This window comes from Methylomonas methanica (genome assembly GCF_001644035.1).
GTDB lineage: Bacteria > Pseudomonadota > Gammaproteobacteria > Methylococcales > Methylomonadaceae > Methylomonas > Methylomonas methanica_A.
The window spans coordinates 79,545-103,557 of sequence record NZ_LUUG01000088.1; the positions used below are offsets into that span (position 1 = coordinate 79,545).

Sequence of the window (24,013 nt, forward strand, 5' to 3'; positions counted from 1 at the left end):
CAGCTTTTAGGTGCTGACCTGCCATCAGTTTGACTATATCGATAGACTACAATTGGCCATTGCCCGTCCTTTTCAACTTAATGCTTGACAGCCTCCGGCTCCAATTCAAAACCTTCGCGCCTCACAAAACTCAACTCACCAACAACATCCTCCGCGCCTTAACCCCGTAGGCATCATCCGGCAAATCCGCCAGTTGCCGCAGTAATTGCGCGCCGGATTCCTGTTCGCCGCTTTGTTGTAGGGCTAAACCCAAATAGAACTGATATTTGCTGGACGCGCGCACAGCCTCGTTTATCGACTCCAGCTGTTCCAAGGCTGCCGCCGTATATTGGCCGGATAACAAAACCACCGCCAAATCCAAGCGGGATTCGTCATCGTCCGGATTATGTTCCAGCAAATGCTCGAACTGGGCGATGGCGACATCACGGTTACCCAGACTCAGGTTCACCAAGGCCAGATGTCGCAAGGCATTGCTGTCGTCCGGATTCAGCACCAGCGCAGTTTCCAACGCATCGCGGGCGCTGCCCAGATCGTTACGCAAGAAACAGGTAATACCCAATTGCGCCCAGGCTTCTTGATGCTTGTTGTCCAGTGCCAAGGCCTGCTGATAATGCTGCAAGGCTTCGGGCAATCGTTGCTGAGCGGCGACGGCGATACCTAAGCGGGTATGTAGCTGCGGCGCGTTAGGTTGCAGCTTCAAGGCCCGAATCGCCGCGTATTCGCCTCCCTGAAAATCGCCCAATAGCACTCTAATCCGCGCCAGATTGTCCCAGGCCGTGACATTATCCGGATCGCACGCCGTGGCCTGTTGCAGATGCGCCAGACCCTCGCTGACCTGCCCAGTATTCACCAGCACCTGACCGAGATTGCAATGCGCCATCGCCATAGTCGGCTTCAACCGCAACGCAGTACGCAAATGCACCAAGGCCTCCGCCCATTCTTGCCGCTGAGCCAACACAAAGCCCAGATTGTTATGCGCGCTGGCATTGTCCGCGTCCAGTTCCAGCGCCGCTCGATACAAGCGCGCCGCCTCGGCCAGATTACCGGACTGATGAGCAATCACCCCTTCTCTAAGCAAATCATTAATCGCAATACTCATTAGGCAATCCTTTCGATAAGTCCACTGAGAATATCACTCGGCGAAATGTCCGGCACCTCGAACTGCACATCGTCGAGAGAGATGTCGAATGGCTGGCCTTCGTGGTAGTGAATCGGCAGGCTGATGCCGAACCGGTAATTGGAACCAAAAGTATAAGAAGCAAAGGTCCAACGATTGCTGTAAACCTCCCAGAACAAAGCCTTGGCGCGCACATAACCTGAAATGTCGAAGGTGAACGCGGGTTGCGCATGCACGGACAGATTGGCGGTCAGATCCAGTCCTTGCGCCGGCGTCCAGTCGATCGCCACGCCGGCTTCCGCGGCACCCTGAATCCCCAAGGTGCCGCCAATTTCCAGCCCGCCGGTGACGCTGACACCAGGAATCCCCAAGCCAATACCAGCACGCACCGACAAGCGCAAACCGGCATCGGCAGGCACCCGCAAATGGGCCTTACCGGTGACGTGGGTGTCTTCCTCATGCGCCGGGTTGTAAGTAATACCCAAACTGAGTTGGTCGATGACGCCGGGGCCGATGCCGGCCGTCGCATTCAAACCGCCGCCAATTTCGGCGGTGATGCCGGGCACAATCGGAATATCGATGCCGATGCTGAACAGCGATTTGTCGATTTCCTTACGCGCAAAAATTTCCACATTACTGGGAATGCCGATTTCGCCGGACACGGTGACTTCGCCGTTGGGATCGAAGCGGATGCCGGCAGTACCTTGCAGCCATGAGGCAATCTGGATCGTTGCCGAGCCGGAACCGAATACGGTTAAGGCCCCATCTGGCATCGGATCGCCGCTGGGCCGGCCGTCTTCGCCTACTGCCCGATTGCTGGCGCCGACAGTTACGGTACCCGCCAGCATGCCGCGCTTGAACGCGCCGGAAAATTCGGCGGTGAAAGCGCCGTCGTCGTAACTGACGGTGAGTTGCGAATCGATGCCGGGGATGGCGGGTTGCGCACTGCCTGTGGCGCGCACTTTCCAGTCATCGCCGCGCTTGTTGACGGTGACGTCAATCGAACCGGAGCGAATCGCCGGATTAGCGGACAATTGCAAGTTACCGCCGATGGTAAGGCCGTCGGCTTCGGAATAGGCAACGGTGAGACCAGCCTGCTGGATGCCCGGAATGTTGGGCTCCACCGTACCGGTGGCACTGAAGTTGCCGGCGTTATAACTGGCGGTGATCGCCGCGCTGCGTATGCCTTTGATCTTGTCCGGACTGGTAATCGCCAAGGTACCACTGATGCCGAACCCGGTTGTACTTCTATAGGCCATTTGTAACTCGGCTTGGTCGAATAGCCGGGAATCAGCGCGGAAGCGGCCGGCGAGACCGAAGTTACCCTCGCTATCCAGTTCCGCAGCCAGAGAACCATCACCGAAATTGCGCACGGCAAACTGCATATCGCCACTGACACTGAGCCGTTCGCCGTCGTAACCCAGGGTAATGGTGGCATCATTGACTGTCAGCCCCGGTATCGGCAGGCGCTTGGCCAGGCTATTGGCATCGAAGGTGTGAAAAATCCCCAGGCGGCCATTGACGATCTGGCCGGGCACTTGCAAGCCTTGCAGCAAGGGATGGGTAGGCTGGAGCATCGCGGTGGCGGCCAGCCCCCGGTTGATACTAAAACCGCTCAAATCCACCGGACTGGCGCCCTTCAAGTCGACTTTTTTCGGCAACAGGGTTTCCAGCGATTCACTGCTGATTTTGCCGGCAAAATCCACATCCTCCTCTTTGTACAGCGGGATGTCGAAAGCGCCGGAATTGCCCGTTACTTTGATTTGCGGCCCCAAATCCAGCTCGACACTGAGATCGCCGACTTTGGCATTGGCGCCGAGTTTGTTGTAACCCTGCACCAGCGTCACATTGGTCATGTTAAAACCCGACAGCGCTTTCTTTTGGGCCGCCGGCACTTTGAAAGCGACATCCTTGGCGGCGTGGCTAATTTTGGTAATCGCCAGCCCGCCAGTCGGAGACAGAATGGAAAACCGGGTGGCGGTGCCCTTGCGCTCCTTTGCCGAATCATCCAGCAAATCCAGAACCGGTGCCAGATTCTTGATGTCGTCCTGACTCCAGAAGGTACTCCCTCCTTCTTCGCGCCGACGTTGGTGTCCGCCGACAGCCGCAACGGCCTTGAATTTGGTGACGCGGTTATCCAGCACCTGCTGGGCGGATGGTTTGGTGCCGGGCGTGCCCAAATCCTTGAGTCTCGGATCGGTAGGTTTCAGTTTGGCGATGGTCCGCTCGACGGCATCCCGAATTTCGCCGCGAAACGAAGAGCCGACGCTGCCATTGTGCGAGGCGTTCAGCAACTCCATGTTATGCAACGCGTCTTCACCGCCCAATTGATGTTCAACAATGTGATCGACCTGATAGCTCGTATCCTTGCCCGAGCCGTCCCAGGTCGGAATTCTCAATAAATCCAGAAATGTCTCTTCATCGTCGGCTTTGATTTCCCTTTTTTTGCCCGCCATATTCAGGTTCAGTTTAAAACCGTGCGCGGCATTGGGACGGCGGTCGGCGGGAATCTTGTTCAGATTGGGTTTAACCCCCTTCCACTGTTCGCGCTGTTTGGTATCGCGGTTTTCACTGACGCTGCCCTTGGGGCGCTGTAACTGTCCTGCGCGCGACATGCCTTGATAACGCAATGCATGACGGGATTTGATGGGCGGAATTTCCAGCGGTTCGCTGACTTCGAAAGCCGGGTCGCTGCTGGCCGCCGCGCTGCCGCCCGCGGGTGCTTTGCGGGCCACTTTTTGCTTTATCCCGCCGCTTTGCTGCACCACATGCGTCATTTCGTGAGCAAGTAGTTCGCGGCCCTGATCGGTCTCCGGCGCGTATTCGCCCGGCGCAAAATAGATGTCATTACCGACCGTGAAGGCGCGCGCGTTCAACTCCTTGCACAGCGCCGTGGCGTGCGCATCATTATGAATCACGACCCGGGAAAGATCCTGGCCGAACTGTTTTTCCATGTCGCGCAACACGGCGTCGGGCAGCGGCGTGCCTCGACCTCGGGTTTGCTCGATGCGTTCTTCTACCGATGGCTCCACGTCATTGGTTTCGGCGGCGCTTGCCGTAGCCTGCTGCTCTTGTTCTGCCTGCTGTTCACGCTGTGCCGCCGCCCGCATCAGTTTTTTTTGCAGCGTCTGCTCTTCTTCAGGTTTGGCGGCTTCAGGTTTACGAAACAGTCGTGCCGCTTTTTTTTCGTCCTCCGGTTTGGCCGCTTCGGTCTTGCGTTGCAGTGCTTTTTGCCCTGGCGCCTGTGCCGGCTTTTCCCTGTCTTCGGTTTCCACGGAACGCTGCGCAACCGGGTTATTCTTTTCCTGCTCCGGCTTTTTCGCCCGGCGCACCGGTTTTTGCGGTTCTTCGGGTTTTGCGGCGTTTGCCGCCGCCCGGTTTAAGCGCCGCAGCAAGCGCTGGGCGCTGGGCACCGGTTTGCTGGAAATCATTTCCTTGTCTTCCTTCACCCCCGGCGGCTCACCGGTTTTTTTAGCGCGGCTGACTTCCTTAGCTACTTGGTCAGCTTCCTGCTCCTCAGGGTCATGCGGCTGACTGACCGCCATCTTGCGTTGCAGATATGCCGGCTTGCGCTGTTTTTTCTCTTCGTTGGGTTTGGGCGGCGCACTGGTTTTGCGCTGCGGCTGCTTTTTGCGGAGTTTGGACGCCAAGGTTGCCATAAGCTAACTCCTCAACTGCTTTAACTGCGCCGGCGGGTTGCGGCCCAGCTTTTGATATTCGCGCTGCAAAGCCGACAACAAAGGCTCGATGCCAATCGGCTGATCAGCCGGGCTACAGCCGGCTGCGGTCAGCACCACATTTCTGATCTGGCCGCCACTGATGTCGCAATAACTGGCCAGGGTCTTGCACAAATCATCGCTGGGGCTACGCTGCCCGAAATGGCTGCGCCATAAATCCAGGCGCTCCTGAAACCCCGGCATTGGAAAATCTACAATCGCATCCAAACGCCGGGTAAAAGCATTATCGATGCGTTCCCGGCTGTTGGTGGTCAGGATCGTAATGCCGGGGTGGTTTTCAATGCGGGTTAATAGAAAGTTGGTCAGCATATTGGCGTAACGCTCGCCACTTTGCTGAGCGTCGGTGCGCCGGCCAAATAAAGAATCGGCTTCGTCGAACAACAATATCGCATCGGCGGCGGCGGCCAGATCCAGCAAAAGGCCCAGATTTTTCTCGGACTCGCCGACGTATTTGTTCATGATCGCCGCCAAGTCCACCCGGTATAGCGGTGCGCCCAGCGCGGTGGCGACATAACTGGCGGCCAGCGTCTTGCCGGTGCCGCTGTCACCGACGAATAAAGCCCGCAAGCCGGCATTGCGCGAGGCTTGCAAAGTTACGCCCAGTGCTTCCCACAACGATTCGCGGCTATGGGCGCGGACAATGAAGTCGTGCAGGTATTGTTCGACCAGTGGCGGAAACACTACCGCCTCGCGTTCGACCCGCCGCCGCACTGGTTCGGCCAATAGGCGTAAGCGCTCCGCGCCTAAGTCACGACGGGCTTGGGCAATATGCTCGGCGTTTAACGCTGCACGGCTTTGTTCGGCGCGCAGCACCGCATTGCGCGCTACTTTCTGGATCACCGGCCCGCTCAGCAACGCGCTGGCTGCACGGCGGGCCAATTCAGGATCGGCGAGATAACGCGCCCAAAGCTGGCGGCGTTCGGTTTCGTCGGGCACGCCCATTTCCAGTTCCAGCAGATCCTGCCCGGATACCGCATCGGTCATCCCCAGCAAAATGACATGAGTAACATTGGGTTGTATCGCCGGCAACTGCCAGCTCTCACCGGCCGCCACCTGCGCCTTGATCACCGGCAGCCAGCCGGCCAATTGGCAAGCCAGAGGCAGAGCCGGCTGCTGTTGCCACAATTCGCTCGGCACTTCGATGGCCGTTAATCCCAACAAGCCAGCCAGTTCGGCGGCCAAAGCCCGCCGGCCGCAACCGCTGTTACCGCGTATCGCCAAGCCGCGCACCTCGCCTTTCGCCAATAAGGTCGCCAGATGCGGTAATTGCTTGCGAATCCGTAGCGGCAATAACTCAAGGTCGGTCAGCGCAATCGCCCGGCATCCAGGCCAAATCGCCGACCTCCCGCACAATACCGACCACAAGGCCGGTTCGATGCGCAATTGCCTGAGCGACAGCGGCCCGGTTCCTTCCAGCAATAACACCTGCTGTTGCACCAATTGGGTCGCGTGCAAATCCAGCGCATCCAGCGTGCCGGCACCGAATAATTCTTCCAGCATCGTTAGGGCCAAATGCACCGCCAAGCGGTTGCCGGGATTGGGCGCTTGCAACTCACTCAGCGTCAAAGTCACCAGATAATCGGTCTCGGCGCTGCCGACCACGGCCAACAAAAAGGCTTGCGGCAAGTCGATATGTTGTTCACGCAACCACTGACCAAAGGGACCAGGCAAGGCGTGTAACTGGGCCGCTGCGTTATCGCGCAATTGCACCCAGCTCGGCACGGCTTCCACGTTTAACTGCCGGACGGCTTGCTGGCGCAATTGCTCGGACAGTTCAGTGTCGCCCGGCATCATCCGTTCCCAGAACTCAGCCAAACCGAGGCGTACCAAGGCCGCCAGCGGTTGCTGCCGGTTAGTTAGGTTCAGATTCAGGGATTCAGCTAAGCGCTGCGGCGGCTTAGTCATAATGAAAACTCACGACTCGGCCCAGCCACGGCAGCCAGCCAGGATTGATGTCCAGCCCGGCTAGGCGCACCGGCAATCTGATCGCCGACATCGGCGCGTATAAGTCGACATGACTGGGGCTGTATTGAATTTGCCCGGTGAGCGCCAACAACTCCGGCTGCCAAACACTGGTTTTGCCGTACCAGCGCTGAGCCAGACTCAACACCTGTTCTCGAGCGGGTAATGGCGGCAATTGCGCCAGTTCCGAGCAATTCTCCAGGCCCAATTGCAGCGCGATGAAATCGATCAGCGCATCATCCTCGTTCAATTGCAATTCTTGACCTAACCGATACAACCAGGCCCAACCGCTGGGCAATGTTTCGGCATGCTCCAGCATCAAGCTGCGCATTTCAGCGCGGTTAAGCATATTCAACAAGTACAGCAAGCCGCCTTGCCGGGTATTGAATCCGGCAAACTCCGGGGATTCGCTGGCTTGCCCTGGCCGAAAGCGCGGCGCCAGCTCCACGGCGCCCAAAGAGGAAACGGCGGATGACTGATGGGCTGGGACGGGATTTTTCTCGGCTTGGCGGATATTTTTGCCGTCCTGCTCGACATCGGGCACCGACATTGCAACTACATCTGCCGCCATGCGCGGCTGGCCGGTTTGGCTGGCCGAATATGTTTGCGGAACGGTTTTAGATTGCGGCAGATGAACCCTTGCCTGGGTAGCATCATGTTTCTGCGCCGAACTCTGCCGACCACCTACATCCTGCGTTTTTGCTGGCGGCGGAGACGCAAAGCAGCTGGATAGAAACGCCAGCACCCTGGCCGGCTGTTGTTGCAACAATAGCGGCACGGCTTCCTGACCGATCAGCAACAAGGCCAATTGATAACGGCCATCGCTGACTTTCAGCCCTTGCAACAGCATGCGCCATTGCGCGAGCAATTCTGGCCGCAAGGACATTTTCTCCGCCCAAGTCTGTGTTGTAGCGGCTGACGGATGTCGCCTTTCTTGGCTCTCGATTCCGGGATCAAGCAGCTCGGCTATTTCCAGACTAGTCGGCAACCGAAAACCGCTCAGTCCGGCTAGTTCAACTGCCAATTGCCGAGCATCGCTTTCGCTCAGACTCAACCAGACGGCAGCTAAACCACCCTGTCGCGCCAACCGCGCAGTAACCGACGGCAGCAAGGCCAGATGTTCCGACAATATGCCGGATATGGCTCGCGACACCGGCAAATCAAACCAATGCGTCCAACGCCGCCAATACCACTTAAAACCGACGCGACCGCGCAGCAAATCCGCCAGCAAGGCCGCCAGTAACTCGGCCAAACTGGCAAAGCGCATCACCTGTTCAGGATTGTTGCTTTGCATTAAATATTGCCGGGTTTGCTCAAGCAGCTGCCTTGGTAGTTGCCGTGCCGCGCCGCTGACTTGCAGGCGCCGAATAAAAACCCAGCTGTCCGGCCCGGCTTGCGGCCAATCCGCGCTTTGCAAGGTATCGCGCAAATTATCCGCCGCCCGCTGCTGTCCGGCCCGGACGGTCAGACGGTGTATCGCAACGGAATCGGCGGCCAGGGTGCTCATATCGTCAAGTTACAAGCGCTGTTGCGTCAGCTTGTTCGCCACCACACTAAAGCGGGTGTTAATCTTCACCCCGCTTTGCAGCATATCGACGATAGTTACCTGAGTGCTCTGCGGACTGTGGTCTTCCACCGCCAGCACCGCGACCACCCGCTGTTCGGTATCCAGCAATTGCAGCCGGGTACCCGGCAAAGGCGGTCGGTTCAATTTCACCTGCAAGCGTTCACCTATCGCCGCCAAGCGCGGCGGCACATGCACATTGCCGCGAATAATTTCCTGCGGATCGCCCAACGAAGCATGAATTAGCACTGCCCGAATCATATTGCGCATCGCGCTGCGGCTGGCGGCGGAGGCATCGCGGTCCAACTGTCGAAACCACCAGGCAACTAATTCGGCCACGGTGCGGGCAGCATTAAAATCGTCGGCTTCCGCTCTATCCATACCCGGCCACCAGGAAACGTCCTCGACCCGAATTTGGTCGTCTTCCGCCAGTTGCCCCCATTGCAAACGCAGCGACGGCGGCAGTAGATTGAGTTTTTCCAGCAGACAATACTGGCAGTGCTGCAGTTGCTCGCGCAATTCGTGGGCAGGTTTGCGCAGCGGTCCGGCTGTGCCGGCCAGATCCTCCAAAGCCAACACTTTGGCGGCTGCGGCCTGGGTTTGCAAGCTGCTGGCGGTAAAGGCCGGCAAGCTGAAACTGGCCCACTGTTGCATCACTATCTGGGTTTGCAGATGCACGGTTTGCAGGCGGGCCTGCAAGGTATCGGTATTCGCCGGCGTCAGCAAGCTGGCGGGTCTGGCCTTAAAACGGGCCTGACGCAATTGCCCCAGATAATCGAATTGCTGAAACGGCGGCAGCTTGGGCCGCAACGGTTTTAAGCCGGCCCAGTCGTCCATCGGAATCTCGCAGATCGCCGCAAAAAACGGATCCAGCGCCGCCGGCAAATCCACCTCTTCTTCCCAATCGCAGCCGGGGACGATGTCCCTGCTGCTGCCGTAACGCAGCGCCAAGGGGTCCGCCAAGGCGGCGCTGACCGGCGTGCCGCGTACTCTGACGTAATACAAGCCGCGCGAGGCTTTGGTCAAAATTCGCGTGCGTTCGTTGTTCAGAGCCCATACTTGCCGCCAGTCTTCTTCCAGCAAGCGCTGCGCGACGCCGTAGTCGCCGAGCTGTTCGACGCGGAATCTGTCCATACCTTCCAGGGTTTCCCGCGCCACCCGGATCAGCCCGGCCAATTTGTCGATCTGCGCTAGTTTATTGGCTTGTTCGCGTAATTTGCCTTGCAGTTTGCGTTCGATATTGTTGTAACGCGCCTCGAAAATCGCGATCCATTGCGTCAAAATCCGTCCGGCTTTGAACAAGGCATGGTAGCGATATTGAGTCTTTAACAGGCTGGAGCGTTGCGGATTGTTCGGGGCGTTTTTGTCGGCCAGATTATCCAACACCGCCGGCGATTCCAGCTTGCCGCTGCGCTCGAACGGATTGGTGGCATTGGCGCCGGCCTGATCGTCTTCCACCACGCCGATTTTTTCCATCTGTTTGCGCAAGGTTGCGGCATCGGTGGGGTCGAATAAATCGGTCAGCGTGGCCAGCAATTCCTTCATCCCGTAATAGGCCTTGGCGTATTCATTGATTTCCGGGCTGATATGATCGATCACCCCGAACCGGTATTCCTTGGCCTCGAAAGCCGGCTTGCTGACCGCTTCCTTAGTAATGCGCGACAACATATCCAGGCGGTTTTTATTGATGCCCAATTCAAACGCCGAATAGGTTTGCGGCTTGCTGGTCAACAAAAACGCCGACTTGGACACCGACGACGTAGACGCCAGCGCATTGCTCAGCAGATTGTTGCTCAAGGCGCTGCTGGCGCTGATTTTCGGCGCAGCCATTTGACTGATCGCGCTGTTGAACAGGCCCGCGGACGCCGTGGCAAAAACGGCTTTCGGCACATTGCTGACCACGCTTTCCGTGCTGACAGCCTTTTCGACGTTGTTGGGAATCTCGGTGGCGTTGAGATTGGCGTAGGGCAACCAGCGCGCGACCTGCAAGCCGGTGCCGTCGCCGGCCACGCCTCCGGCCAACGCGGCCAAGGCCACAGTTTGCGAATCCAGTTGCTGGCGCTGTAACAATAAAAAGTCGCGGGTTTTTTCGACCCGGCTGCGGATGGCTCGAATTTGGTTTTCAATAGCTTCCAGTTCCACCAAGGCCACCGCGTACTGCACCACCAAGCCATCGTCGCTGGGCACGGCTATCGGCGGCGGATTGCCGTCTGCGCCCAACCAATTGCGGTAAAAATTCGGCAGCGCCGGCACGCCCTTGCTGTAGGGATAGGGCGTGCCGGGATTTTGCGGGTCTTGTTGTTCGCTGTTGGCGCGGGCTATGACTTTCTCGAAAATCGTCAACGGCAAGGCCGGCGGAATTTCCGGTTTGGGCAAATCCAGATTTTTGAATTGCGCCGGATCGAGTACCGCATGTTCGATAACACCTATACCGCCAGCCAGAGGCGGCGTGTTGGACGGTTCGACAAAATACAGCGCATCGAATTGTTGCCGCCATTTGCGCCAAGCCTCGTAGGCGCGCATGTAAAACCGGAAAATATCGCTTTCCAGCACGCTGTCGGTTTGCGGAATGTCCAATAAATTAGGCCGGTAATCCGGCTCATTCACTGCCAACAGCAAGCGGATCTTGTCACCGGCCGGTTGGCGTAAATCAATTACCCGCCGGGCGATATGGCCGTTTAACAACTCGATCACCGCTTCTTCCGGCACTGGCACCATGTCTATGCCCAGATGACTTGGCAGCCAAAGCAGATTGGGCGCCGGCGCGGCCGGATTTTGCAGCCAGTCCAACGGCAACTGACCGGCGGCCGGCAAGAAATCCAGATGCAAATTGTCTTGCAGGAACTGCGGCAACGTTATCCCGGCGTTGGCCGGCAAACCAGCCGCCTGCATGACTCGCCGCATCGCCGCGCCTGTTTGATTCAGCAAAACCCGGTAACCGCTATTCGACACGGCTTCGTAGCGGCCCGCTTCTTGCGACAGCCAGGCGATGCGGTAGCTGGCATCCTCGTTGCTCACCACCGCCAACAAGGCCAGCGGCACGGCATGGCCTAACTTGGCCATGAAACCGGCATCGACCCGGTCGGCGGCCACCCAGTTTTCGATGCGTTCGCGCGGCCAGGTATTAACGGCGGAATCGCTGATATTGATACGCTGCAAGGCCAGACTGCCGGCCAATACCCGCTGAGTATCGCGAGTTGGATCGAGTTCGGTGCGTTGGCAAGGATCAATTCCAGGCCCGTCGATTTGCCGGTCGCCGCGCGTCAGCATTAAATAATAAACGCCGACCGCGCTGGCGACCTGGTTGCGGTTCAGGTAGGCGTCGATCAAATCCTGCCATTCGGCACGCAGCGGATAGTACAGCCCCAGCGCCTGACCATTGGCTGCCAATGCCAGACCTGAACTGACACTGAAACCGGGTTCGAATAGGCCGTTCGGCCCCAATTGTAAATCCAGTCCATGGACGATGCCGGCGCTTCTGCTCTGCAACACAGTAGCTAGCCGCGCATCGGCATACGCCTGTTCCCGGTCGAACTCTTCCTCGCCCAGATGCCGGCCGGGAAACATGTGTACCCGCTGCAAGCTGCGGGAGCTGGCGATGGGCTTATGCAGCAGGATCATGGACATGATGGCTACTCCTTATTGGTTTACCGTTAATGCGAGGATCGCTTGGTATCCCTATTTGTTGTGTCGCTATCGCGACCGACTTTCTAATGTCGGTTCTCGGACCGACTGCCGAGGTACTTTTCTTTGTTTGGCCAAAGAAAAGTACCCAAAAGAAAAGCCACCCGAATGCCGCTTTGATCCTGCGCACCGAAGCTTTTGGCGAGGGTTTTCAGAAGGGGCTTCCCAGCCCCTCCGAAAACGAGCGGCATCCATGCCGCTCCCCTGACGGGCTGCTCACTCGGTACATCCATGTACCTCGCCCTTCGGGTGCTGCGCATGCAAATCGGCAATCCTGCCGATTTGTCTCGCCAAAAGCTTCGGTGCTCGGCGCGGCATACGGGATAAAAACCCGTCTCCAACTCAAAGTCCTTTGGCCTCCAGGATAAATCCCCTCTCCCTCCGGGAGAGGGCTAGGGTGAGGGGATTTAAAATCGCCAATTTCCAGGTGCTCTGCACATTGTCTAAAAAGCCCATCACGGCAACAACGCCGTCCATTGCCCGATTAAGCCGCTATCCAAACCCAGTGCCGCACCACCGGCAATAACCAGTTCGCGGGTTGTCTGGTTGGCTGGCTTTACGCGCAATGCGGCTAAAAATGCGTCCAGATTGTTAGCGGCAGCCAGTTGTTGCAGGGTTTGCCAGATTACCCGGTCGTATTGGCGTTCCACCAATAGCAAGATGCGTTGGCTGGCGGCGACCGATACCGATTCACTGAAAGACTCCAGCAAAGCAGCCAGTGCGGCACGGCCCGCATCGTCAGTCGGTGCGCGCAGTTCAGCCAGCATTGGATAATTGACCCGTTTCAAAAACACATTATCCTCGTCGTCGATCAAACCGCCGCCGTCAGCTGGGCCGCCCACCACTTCGGGCGGGGCCGGCAAGGATGTGCCTAGCGCTAACACAATACCGCTGATCGAAGTTTCCGCCGCGCGACTGGGCCGTCGCACGTACAACGGTGCATTGCTGCCGAAGCGATCCCAAATAGCCTGCCAGGCCGCTTGATCGGTGTCCAGCGCATGCACCGGCCGGACCGGATACAGTTTCAGGCGCAGCAAATCCAGTTGCGGTAATAAGCGTTTGTTCGGGTCGAAATTGCGCTCCAGTTGCGCGGCGTAATGCCCGTAATCCAGATTGGACAGCGGCACCAGCACGACGATGTCCACCGGCTCGCCGTTGCTTAAATCGATGGGCGGTAGAGCCAGGGATTCGGCGCGGATCTGTTCCACGTCGGATTGCCGGAGCGGCGCGATAGCTACCTGATAGTTTTCCGGAAAATAGCCTTGCCGGCCGTTGACCGGATCGACCGCTTCCTTGGGCAGACTGCCGACCGGCGGCAACAGGGAAAAGTAATCGCTGGCATGAAAATCACCGGTCAAACCACCGCTGCGGCGGTTACTCAAGATGTCGGCTAGTAAGGACTCGTATTGCCGCGACAAATCGCTTTGCAATGAGTCTATGCCCGGCTCGGCGCGCAAGGGATGCCGCAGCAATTGTGCGTCCAGCCATTGCGGCGCGCCTTCTTGAATCGCCACCAAGCCCAAGGCCACGGCGTCCTCCGGCAATAAACCATGCAGTTGATCGTCGCCGAGCAGCTCGCGCATCAGGCGTGCGCGTATCTGCAACGGACTTTGTTGCGGCAGCGGAATCGGCAAGGGCACTAGGCCCATCTGCACCGACTCGGTAATCATCGCAAATTGAAACCCGCGTTTGGCGCTCAAATCTTTCGGGAACACCTCGGCGATGTCGGTGCCGACATCGACATAGCGCAGCACTACAGCATACAAACCCCGGTTCAAGTTGGAGAAATTGCCGTCGTTTAGCCCACTGATCAAGGCCCGGTCGCGCAGATTGACGATCAGCCGACTACCCAGCTCCAGCACCCGGCCGGCTGGCGTCATTGCCAAACCCGGCTCCAGCGTAAGCAAACCGGTGAAGCGGTCAAAGCTCAATGCCAAACCGGCGACGATGCCGCTACCCAGCACGCGGCCGAGTTCGCGCAAGCGCTGATCCAGATAGACTTGATCGCGGGTCAGGTCTTCGGCGGTCAGTAAGCGGCCGTCGAAATAATGGCTGCGGGTCAGACGCGGGTCGATGTCGGCGACCTGATCCAGTGCTAGGCCGGCGGCAATCGGATTACCGAGAGGTTGAAATAGTATTTCGCTCATAGTCCCTCCATGATCAGGGCTGGCGCGCCAACCAGGCCAGTTGGCTGGCGGTGGCCAGGAACGGCCGCACCAAGTTGTTGATCGAGATTAATTGCGGGTTGACCACAATGGCGTTGATGTCGGCGACGCTGATACTGATCCTGGCCAGCAGCAAGCGGGCGCCCTCCTCCAACTCGTCTTGCAATTGTTGGGGATTAACGCCGCCGCTATCCAGCGCGTGCAGCAAACGGGCATGCAGCGCCAGTTGCGCACCGGCCGCAGAGTTATCGTTTTGCACTTGCTCCAACAAGGCTTGTTCGCTAACCGACAACGCCGGGATCGCCGCCGGCAACGCCTGATGGCAAGCCCAGGGTTGATAATCATCGTCTGCCGCCGGCGGCGGCAATTCCGGAATCAATTCCAGGCGCACGCTGTCGGCAGTGCGGCTGGGTTGCACAGCGTCGGTACTTAAATTGAGCTTGCGTGCCAGCACCGGCTGCATCGCCACCGGACAATCTTTTTGCCGCACGCAGATTTTCAGCCAAAGCAAATTGTCGGCATCGCTGTACCCTTCGCGCAGATGACTTTCGGATTGCGCGGCCAGCCAATCGCCGAGATTGATGCAGTAGGGTTCGTGAATCAGCACCTCGCGGCCCAGGCCATCGATGCCAATGCCGGGACTCACCAGCAGGCGCACCGTCAAATTGTCGGTATTGTTGGGATGCGTGACCGGTGCCATGCTCACTGCCATGCCCGCCAGCGTGCCGTATCCTTGCAGCCAGTATTGATGGCGAGTCAGGCGGCGGCGATGGTAGGCCTGCTCGTCGCGAGTGGCTTCCAGACCCAGCATCATCCCGGCCTCGTAAGCGACGCGGCGTAAGGGTTCCGACAAACTGGCGTCCTGTTCCAGCGTAGTGAAATCGTCTAGGGTATCCATGCGGCCTCCGTGTGTGGTGCCCAATAGGAAATGCCAAAATCTCGGAATCCGGCGGCATAAATCCCATCGCCCACCGGGACAGAGCTTTTCTTCCGGCCTCTGATAGGGACCGGGTTAATGGCCAAACCAAGAAAACCGCTATGCCTGCGCATTGATATCCTCCGGAGAAAATGCCGCCGGGTTTTTCAAGATCCCCTCGCGGCCCAGATAGGTGTCGTCCAGCGTCACGCGGCGGAACGGCGGCGCGGTTTCGATGAAAGTATCCATGCCCAGCAGCGGCGCGATACCCAATACAAAGGGGTGTTCGGTTTCGATGATTTTGTATTGCAAATGCGCCGGTAGCTGTTCCGTCAAAATGTCTTCGACGGCAGAGCGTAAACTTACCGCCCGCCCGTGTAACAGGATACTGACTTGATGCGCGTATTCCTCGAAAAACGCTTTGACCTGCGCAGCCTCGTCAACTGTCGCCAATTCCGGCGCAAATAGCGCCAGAAATTGCCGGGCATCGCTTTCCGACAGAATCAAGCTGTCGCCAACGATGCTGTTGCCGCTCATGCCGGTACCCAATGTCAAGGGGTGATCGCCGTCGTCCATGTCTATACCCAGTATCGTCGCCATGGTCCGCCGCAAGCGGAAATTCTCTAACACCACGATTTCGCCTCGCTGCACGCCGCCGTCGCTGACGATGTCCAAAGCTAAATTCAACGCCGCCAGCGTGCCCTTGTATTGTTGAATCAAGGTCAAGTCCCGCAACCAGCGCCGCTGCCGAGCTTCCGGCCAGTGGCTTGGCAGGTGGCCGCCCACCGCCTCGGCCAGCCAGGGCAGATTAGCGGCGGGCGTCGCCTCCGGAGCAAGCAATTGTTCACTGGCGGCGATCCGGCCTTCCAGCGGCGTCAAAACGCCTTCGAAGGCCGCCAGCAAGCGCTCGCGGACATCGGCGCCATTGGCTGGGCCGACGGCTTGTGCCGGGTCGTAACTGAGTTCCTGCCGGTAAAATTCCGGAAAATAGGCTTCCTGGTAGGAAAAGCGCGGGTAATAGACCCTGATGGCATGCAAAGCCGGGCTTTGCCGACCGTCGCCGCGTAAGGTCACTTGAATTTGTAGATAACGTCCGCGCAATTGCCGCACCGGGCCGGACGGTTGTTGCAACAAAATTTCGAACAGACCGCTAGTACCGGCTTGCTGGCCCGCCAGGCTTGCCGAGAACGGCAATTCCGAAGGCAACGGGTTCCACAACGGTGCGGGCTGGTCGATAGGTTTGGGCCGAGGCATTTGTTTGCTGGCAAATACCCGCACCGCAATCTGGATGTCGCAGCCGGGCGGAATGCAGGCATCCAGATACAGCCGGTGCCATTGGGTATCGACTTGCCCGGAATCCAGTTCGTGCAGCAAGGCAGTGCCTTCCAGATGAAACTGCGGGCGGCGCAAGGCATGTAATTCGCGCGGGCGAGGGGCTATCCCTGGAAAATCCGGATCGGCCTCGGCTTGATAACGCAACTGGCCGTCGGCGCTGCTGACAAAACGCGGCACGGCTTGCGACAGCATAGGATAACGCTCGTGCAGTAAGCGGGCTTGGCCGATGTTGGTTTCGTTATCCCAATGCAGGGTCAACACCGGGCAATCGCGTTGCGTGAAATTCGCATCATCAGCCGCACGCGGCACCAAAGCCGCCAGCCGGCCGCTGTCCGGCAAAGCCGAATCGGCTGCCAAAGCAAGATCGATAGCAATCGGCAACTCAACCGGACAGGTGTAGGCTTTGAATGGCGCATCAGCCAATGCCGACAAAGGCCGCGTCAATATAGCCTGCGCGCCTGCACCGTCGTGACACAAGATATACAGCTGCTGCAAATCGCAACACAGCGCCAGCGCCTGCAAGCCATCGGGCAAGGCTTGCTGCCAGATTCGGTTTAAGGGATGCGGATTGGCCTGCTCGGGTTCAAAGCGCACCGGTTGCGGCGTGTACGGCAAGGGCAAAGGTTCACCACTGCATAACATCAAACCGGAATTGCTGATCAACCAGACTCGCTGTTCGGCGTCGATACACGCCCTTAGCGGCATTTGCGACGCGGCATCCTCGCCTTCCGCATTGTCCCATTCGCAAAAGGTTTGCCAGCGCCGAGCCAGATGAAACAGCAGCAAGCCATGCTGATTGTTGCCATCGCTGAACGGCAAGGCCAGTCTGCCGTCACCGACCGGCTGCCCGAAGCCCGGCTTGCCGCTGGTCGCGACCGCCGCGAAAGCCATATCGGTAAACCGGCCTTGCGGCGCAGCGACATCCCGCAATTCATTGTCCTGCAAGGTCAGATAGCCGCGACCGCTGTTGAATTCCACGCGAACGCCGTCGACACTCAAGCGGCCAATCTGATTAAAACTGTCCAAGGCCAGCGGCGCGCTGTTTTGCCAGGCCAGCACGGACGCCACCGGATCGGCGGCAGGCAAGCGCAAGGCTTGGTTTTGCGCCAGCGTCAACGCCTGTAAACCGGTATTCCAGCTCAAATGGCTGGAGCCCTGCTCGAAATCGGCTTGGCCTCTCAGTAAAAAATACGGGGTGTTGTTGACGTCCATCGCTAGGCCTCAACAAATGTCCGGAATCACCGGCACTGCTACACCCAGACTGCTGTCCGGGGTTTGGCCCTCCAGCAAGCCGATGCCGTCCGGCAAGGCCGGCGCGCCGGAACCACTGTCGGCGCGCACGCCCAGCAACTCCGGCAACTGGAATTTAGTCAGGCTGACCGTCTCGTCGGCTGGCAAGCGTCGCCAGCCATTGCTGCCGCGTTGAAACAGGCTCAAGGCATTGACAGCCTGCACCCCGGCCACCCGCGCCGCTTGAGTCAATAATTCGTTGGCGCGCACCTCAGCCCCCAAGGGCCAACCCGCACCGCACGCGCCGCCGGGCGCCAGGGGCCATAGATATTCCAGCAGAGTCTGCTGCACATCGCGCAGGGTTTGTTGCTCGGTTTCTATGTCGCGCACCTGCACTTTTACACTGACAGCAATCGGCACAAATTCCGGACTGAGAACATATAACTCGGTGCCGACCATAGTCCGCTGCAATAGATAGGCAAACACGTCCTTCAGCAAACCCTGGTTGGGCTTGGGCGTGTGACCCAAAGCCGGTTCGGCCGGCGGCAGCACGAACACGCTGACCACGCCCGGTACGCCGTCGCGCGCCGCGCGGATGCTGGCGCCGGGCAGAAAACCGACCAATACTTCGGCGCGGGCCACCGGATTAAGCGGATTGGCCTCGGTAATGATTTTGAAATCCTGCTGCGTCACCGCCCGGTTGCGGTGCGTCAAGAACTGCGGGATGCGTTTTTCGGCCTGTTCGACGGTCTCCGCATCCAAGCCGCCTTGCAAGGGCCATTCATGGCGAATTTTATAGCGCGAGCTGCCGTTCACCACTTCCTTGATGGTGCCGGCGGGCAGATTGCCGGCACTGCCGCCGCCGAATAGATATGCGGCGATGCGAATCCGACTGCCCGACGGCGGGCGTCTGCCGACCGTACCGTCACCGAAATACACATAACCGGACTGCGGATTGAGCCTATACACCTTGGCATCGGCGGTTTGACCCGCCAGAAAAGCCACCTGTTGCCAACGCACCCAGGCGCCGTTTTCCTCGACATCCAGTTGCAAGGTCGCCGCCTCGATATTCTGATCAGGCAATACCACCACCTGATCGGGCTGGCCGGTGCCCATGCCCACCAACAAATCCTGCTGCAAACCTTGAGCAAGCACATCGACCGCGTTCAGCGCCAGATAGCCCAGCTGTAACTTGGGATGTTCCGAGCAACGCAAGCGCAACCAAAACGCCACTCGGCCGGCTTCGACTTGATCGGCCAGTTCCGGCGGCCGGTCGCCAACCCCGCTGAACATTGGATCTGTGGGGACAAAGGCCTGGAACAGCGCCGGATTTTTGGGTAAGCGCAGACGCAACACACCAGTTTGCCGGCCGCCTTTGGAGCTGTCGGCCAGCACATCCAATGGTAGATAAATCGTTTCGCCGGCCTCGCCGGTGGATACCAGCTCCCAGATCAATTTGCGCGGATTCAGCTCGTTGATCGCATCACCGTCAAGATTGTCGGCGGGCGCGATGCCGATATTAAAAGCCACGCCGGCCAGATGGCTGCGCAGCAACGCAATCTGGCCTTCCAGTTGCCGGGGAGCGATGCAGGCCAGGTAAAAGCTGCGATCCAGACTGCCGGTAAGATCCAGCACTTCCTTAACCGGCTCGAAACGGCGCGGTTGAAACGGTTCCGGACGCTGGCCATTGCGCAAACCGTACTGCTCCTGCAAATCCTGCAAGGTCAAACCCAGCGCGGCCAGATCGGCAGCCTCCAGCCCTTGTTTGACCAACACCTGCAAACTCAGGCAGGTGGGTTGCAATTCGCCCACCGCCGTCAAAATCTGTTTGCCGGCCCTGAGCTGACTGCCGTCAGTCAACAAGGGTGCCGGCAACACGCTGGTCGGCCCGACATCTATGCTGACTATACCTTTGGCGGGCCGGGCGGCGCGCACCGGAATTTGCAGCAAATTCAAAAACACCCGTCGCTGACGTTCCGGGATTAAATTGGCGCGGTACAAAATAGTTTCGGTCAGCCAGGCGAACAGATCGACGAAGCTATGCAAAGGATCGCCCGGCGCGATCTGCGCCAGCTCCGGCAAATGATTGACCAGCCGGGCCTTGGCCTCGGCGACCAGATCGTCGAAGCGTCTGTCGTCTAAATTCGGTACCGGTAATGGCATAGCGGCCTCTCTTGCAGCCTCAAGCCGGCAGGCTTAGGTTTAGCGTGAATCCCAGTTCCGCCGGACGCTGACTATTGCGCAGCCGGTAGCGGATATTGATATGCACATCGGCGACGCTGGCCGGGCTGGCCTGCACCTGTACTTCGTCGATTTCCACTCGGGGCTCCCAGGTCTCCAGCGATTTGCGTACCACCCCGGCAATTAAATGCCGGGTGGTTTCGTTATTGGGTTGATGCACGAAGTTTAATAAACCGGCGCCGAAAGTCGGGCGTTGCAAGCGCTCGCCGGGCCGGGTCAGCAAAATGTTCAGCATCACTTCGCGGATGCTCTGATCGTCGCGGGTCCAGCTCAAGCGCCCATCGGCATCGATATCGCCCAGGGGCCAGCTCATAATCTCGGGTACCGGCGTGCGCATGCTCAACCTCCCTTGATCTTTGGAAACGGTAGGCAAATGCGTACCCACGGCAACCAGAAAAACACGATATTCAACAATGAAATCATGATCATCAGCAAAATCATCGCCACCAACGTAATCACCGGCAGGCTGAACGAACAAATCCATTGAATCCCAAAATCCGGGCCGGAAGTGTCGTTTACCGTGTCTTCGCTGGCGCCTTTGTTCAATTTCAGTTTGTTCATCAAATCGAAGGTATCGGCGGGCGTGATCAGCGCCGCGCCCTTAGCCAATCCCCGGCGCAGATCGGCCAGCGACGGCATCTGAATCATTGCTGGCCGGCTGGCGTCCGGATCAAAGGGCGCGGCGACCCGAAACTGAATGCTGCGGGTGTCGGCATCGGCCCATTGAAGCTGTTCCTGACCCTGCTGGTTTTTTACGCGGACGAAAGCCACCACTTGATAAACATCGCCGGCATTTTGCGCGAACTTGGGTAAGGGGATTTCCTTGACCTTACTCAGCGCCTGATCGCTGAGGCGTTGACCCAACAGCACGCGGATTTCCTGGGCATCAGCCGCCAGCAGCAACAGCGTCAAATTAAGATTGCCGACGCCATTGGCATTCGGCAAGGCCGGTAATGCCGCCAGTTTGTCCAATCCGCCGACCGCATCTATCACTTGTTCTTGCTGAATCAGCCATCGCACCAGCGGGTTATCGCCGCCCAATGCAAAACAGGCTTGCAGATAGCTATAAAAGGTTTGTTGCCGATATGGGACGAACAAGCCCTGGCTGGTTTCGTTGTAGGCTTGACCTTGCAAACCGACCGGCAGTTTGGCTTCGTCGTAGAGCCACAGTTGCTGCGATTTATTTTCCAGCGCCGCATTCTCGATGATGCCGGCTTCACCGAGGTGATAGCGGTTGACCAGGATTCTCAGCAACTCGAAAAACCCTTTGCTGGGCTGGCCTTGCGCCAACGGTTTGCTGTGTTCGGCCAGCCAGGTTTGATTCAAGGGTTGCCTATAGCCGAACGGCCAGGGCAACATCGCCGCCGCAATACTGGCAGTCTGCGCTTGATCGGCGCTATCAAAGGCCTGGCTGACATCGCGCAGATAATAAAAGCCGCCCAGCGGCAGATATCCGAACAACAGCGTGTGGGTTTTACGGTTAGCATCGCTGGTTTTTAACACATGTAAGGGATGCACTTCCTCACCGCTGTAGGCCGCCTGATCGTCGCGTTTATGTAGCACGCCGTTGGCGCACAGCCGGCGATGCAAATCAGGGTCACGCAGCTCGCTGGGCGCGTCCTGCCAACCCAAGGCTTCGCCGTCTTCCAGCATCCAGGCCTGCTCGCGGCCGCCGCTAAGCCGGCGAATCACGAAGCCTGCCGAGCTGATTTTTAGCGGATCCAGCGCCGGCTCGCCGAACCTGTCGCAAACCACTTCGCAACTGACGATATGAAAGGCCCGATGCAGCGGTAACCGCAGCACCGGCTGTTGGCCATGACGGCTGTGGCGCTCTTCCTGCTGCCAGGCGCTGAACTGCGGCAGCTCAAACTGGCGACGCTGCATGTCCTGCTTGAAGCGATTAATAAACTCCGCATCCAGATAACGATGCAAGCCGCATTGCCCGCCCTCCTGATAAAACGGCGGTTTCAATTTAAGCGGATGCAGGGCTTGTTCGGTTTTCATAATCCCTTACCAAATATTGCCGGCACCCGGCGTGTAAGAACTGCCGACCACCGAGGTGGCGATCACCGTATCGGCTTGCACCACGCCGCTGAACTTGGACATGCTGGCATTCACCGTCACCATGCTGGCGTTGATGGTCACAGTGGAGGCATCTACCGTGACGCTGCCGCTGCTGCGCACCGCGATGCCGCTGCTGTTGAGGGTGACGCTTTGGTCGGAGCGCTCGATAACAATTTCCCCGCCGCCGGCTTCGTCTATCGAAATTTTGTAACCCGAACGAGTACGCAATTCCACTTTCGGACCGTTGCCGTCGTCGAAATCCAACACCGTTTCCTGCGGGGTGCGTATCACATAATGATCTTCCTGCGGATCAGCCTCTGCCGGCACGCTGTCGCTACCGGCCCAGACGCTACCCAAAACCAGCGGCATTTCCGGCGTGATGAAGGCCAGCACCACGATTTCTTCCAATCGGGGCACGAAACTGGCGCCATAACCCTGGCCGGCGGACGGCGCGACGACGCCGGCCCACAGCTCCATTTGCGTCGCCAGCAAGCGCACCTTGATGCGGCCACGGCTGTCCGGGTCGGCGTTGTCGGTGACCTGGCCGAGTTGCAAACTGTGCAGATTGCCCAAGGCGTGACTGTTCATGGCTGCCACCCGCCTTTGTTGACTTTGAGATGGGTTTCAAAACCGCTGTTGTTATCGAAACGATGCACGCAATGCACGATTTGGTAACGGCCTTTCAGCCTAGGCGACACGCCGTCCAACTCAATCTCGCGACCAGGTTTTAGGCTCGCTTCGCCTTGGCAGACGATCTCGCCTTGAATAAAGCGCTTGGCTTGGCGTTTAAACGCGGCCTTGGCATACGCTTCGGCTTCGCTGCTGGTGCCGGGAAACGGCTGTGGAACGATTTCCGGGCCGGTCCAGCTCAGGTTGCCTAAAGTGGCGGCGGCACCGGTGCCTGTGAGTGCGGGGGTCATCGCGTCGGCCGTAAAATCCACCGCTTCGGCGCTAGCCAGGTTATAGCCGTTGACCTGACTACTGAGCGGTTGATGATTTAAATCGGCGATCAAGCGTACTTTCAAGGCGCTGTCCTGGGCGCTAAGCTCGACAGGATTAGGATCGGCTTCTTCAACTTTGGCCCGCAGCGTATTGCCGTCCAAGCGCACGGATATATCAAAGCGGTTGCCGATGCGCAGCAGAAAGGCCAGATCGCTTTCGTTGAGTTGATGCCAGGTAGCGGTGATGCTGGACAACGACGCATCCGTTTGCAGGCCCGCCTCGCCGGCGATGGCTTGCACCAAATCGTCCGGGCTTTGATCTTCGAAACTGCGGTTATGCCGGCTGCGGGCCAGTCTATGCAATTTGTCTTGCAACAGCAGTGCGATGTTCGGCGCGCCTTCGCCGTAGCTTTCTTCGATGGCGGTGATCTCGCCGCTGAACAGGTGTTGCGGGGTGTCGCTACCCATTTCAATTTCCACGCCGGCACCCAAGGCAATATCGTTCAAGGTAAAGTCGGGATCTTGCCCACCTTCCGGCCTGCCCCAATTGGACAACTGCAATTCGGCATGCGCGCAGCCGTGCAAGGGCAGATTGACCTGCATCGCCAGCAAGGCCTGTTGTAGGTCATCGCGTTGTTCGCCGTCAATTTTGATCGTCGGGCGGGAGCTGGTGAAGGCGGTTTCGGGCATAGTGTTGTTTTTATTAATATTGTTATTGGTTAACTACTTTCCTCTCCTGTCGTCCCCCTTTGGAAAAAGGGGATTGAGGGGATTTTTCAAAACGTCTGTCCGACTGGATGTCGGTGCTGTCCAAGAGTGTAGGTGCTAATTCATTCGCACTGCCTTCGCTGAAGGTCGAATAAATTCGACCCTACAACACCGATTCAATCAATCCTCAACCGCTCCTGCCGCTGCCTGATCAATTCCAGAATTTGCGTCAACTCGATTTCCGCGGGCGCCAACGGCGTCTGCTGGGCGACCGGTTGTTGCTCGGCGGGCTCGGTGACGCCGTCTTGCACCTCCAATATCACTTCGTCTATCAATACCGGCATGTCTA

Annotated in this window: 14 protein-coding genes; all 14 read right to left on the minus strand. The window is 58.3% G+C overall.

All coding sequences use genetic code 11. The features are described 5' to 3' along the window. Positions 1-130 precede the first annotated feature (130 nt). Positions 131-1,099 (minus strand): tetratricopeptide repeat protein, encoded by a 969-nt coding sequence (locus A1332_RS15970; RefSeq protein WP_064009440.1) that lies wholly within the window; start codon positions 1,097-1,099, stop codon positions 131-133. Further along, complete coding sequence (locus tag A1332_RS15975) at positions 1,099-4,776, minus strand: eCIS core domain-containing protein (protein ID WP_064009441.1); 3,678 nt, start codon at positions 4,774-4,776, stop codon at positions 1,099-1,101. The genes A1332_RS15970 and A1332_RS15975 overlap by 1 nt, the downstream gene beginning before the upstream one ends. A 3-nt stretch (positions 4,777-4,779) precedes the next feature. Further along, complete coding sequence (locus A1332_RS15980) at positions 4,780-6,759, minus strand: ATP-binding protein (protein WP_064009442.1); 1,980 nt, start codon at positions 6,757-6,759, stop codon at positions 4,780-4,782. Next, positions 6,752-8,323, minus strand: coding sequence for a hypothetical protein (locus A1332_RS15985; RefSeq protein WP_064009443.1), 1,572 nt, complete (start codon positions 8,321-8,323; stop codon positions 6,752-6,754). The genes A1332_RS15980 and A1332_RS15985 overlap by 8 nt, the downstream gene beginning before the upstream one ends. 9 nt (positions 8,324-8,332) lie before the next feature. Then, on the minus strand, positions 8,333-12,007 hold the full coding sequence (locus A1332_RS15990; RefSeq protein WP_064009444.1) for a hypothetical protein: 3,675 nt from the start codon (positions 12,005-12,007) through the stop codon (positions 8,333-8,335). Positions 12,008-12,519: 512 nt separating this feature from the next. Beyond that, positions 12,520-14,211 carry a hypothetical protein gene (locus A1332_RS16000; RefSeq protein ID WP_064009446.1) on the minus strand — a complete coding sequence of 564 codons (1,692 nt, stop codon included), beginning with the start codon at positions 14,209-14,211 and terminating at the stop codon, positions 12,520-12,522. A gap of 13 nt (positions 14,212-14,224) precedes the next feature. Beyond that, positions 14,225-15,127, minus strand: a complete 903-nt coding sequence (locus A1332_RS16005; protein ID WP_064009447.1) for a hypothetical protein — start codon at positions 15,125-15,127, stop codon at positions 14,225-14,227. A 138-nt stretch (positions 15,128-15,265) separates the two neighbouring features. Beyond that, positions 15,266-17,692 (minus strand): phage tail protein, encoded by a 2,427-nt coding sequence (locus A1332_RS16010; protein WP_064009448.1) that lies wholly within the window; start codon positions 17,690-17,692, stop codon positions 15,266-15,268. 9 nt (positions 17,693-17,701) lie between these two features. Beyond that, positions 17,702-19,873 (minus strand): putative baseplate assembly protein, encoded by a 2,172-nt coding sequence (locus A1332_RS16015; RefSeq protein WP_064009449.1) that lies wholly within the window; start codon positions 19,871-19,873, stop codon positions 17,702-17,704. Positions 19,874-19,892: 19 nt separating this feature from the next. Further along, on the minus strand, positions 19,893-20,288 hold the full coding sequence (locus tag A1332_RS16020) for a GPW/gp25 family protein (protein ID WP_064009450.1): 396 nt from the start codon (positions 20,286-20,288) through the stop codon (positions 19,893-19,895). A gap of 2 nt (positions 20,289-20,290) precedes the next feature. After that, positions 20,291-21,955, minus strand: a complete 1,665-nt coding sequence (locus A1332_RS16025; RefSeq protein WP_064009451.1) for a hypothetical protein — start codon at positions 21,953-21,955, stop codon at positions 20,291-20,293. A 6-nt stretch (positions 21,956-21,961) separates the two neighbouring features. After that, positions 21,962-22,603: a phage baseplate assembly protein V gene (locus tag A1332_RS16030; RefSeq protein ID WP_064009452.1), complete on the minus strand. Its 642-nt coding sequence runs from the start codon at positions 22,601-22,603 to the stop codon at positions 21,962-21,964. Beyond that, entirely contained in the window at positions 22,600-23,646 is a 1,047-nt protein-coding gene (locus A1332_RS16035) for a phage late control D family protein (RefSeq protein ID WP_064009453.1), read from the minus strand. Before A1332_RS16035 ends, A1332_RS16030 begins: the two co-directional genes overlap by 4 nt. A 194-nt stretch (positions 23,647-23,840) precedes the next feature. After that, on the minus strand, positions 23,841-24,008 hold the full coding sequence (locus A1332_RS25355) for a hypothetical protein (RefSeq protein ID WP_157204027.1): 168 nt from the start codon (positions 24,006-24,008) through the stop codon (positions 23,841-23,843). Positions 24,009-24,013: the final 5 nt, after the last annotated feature.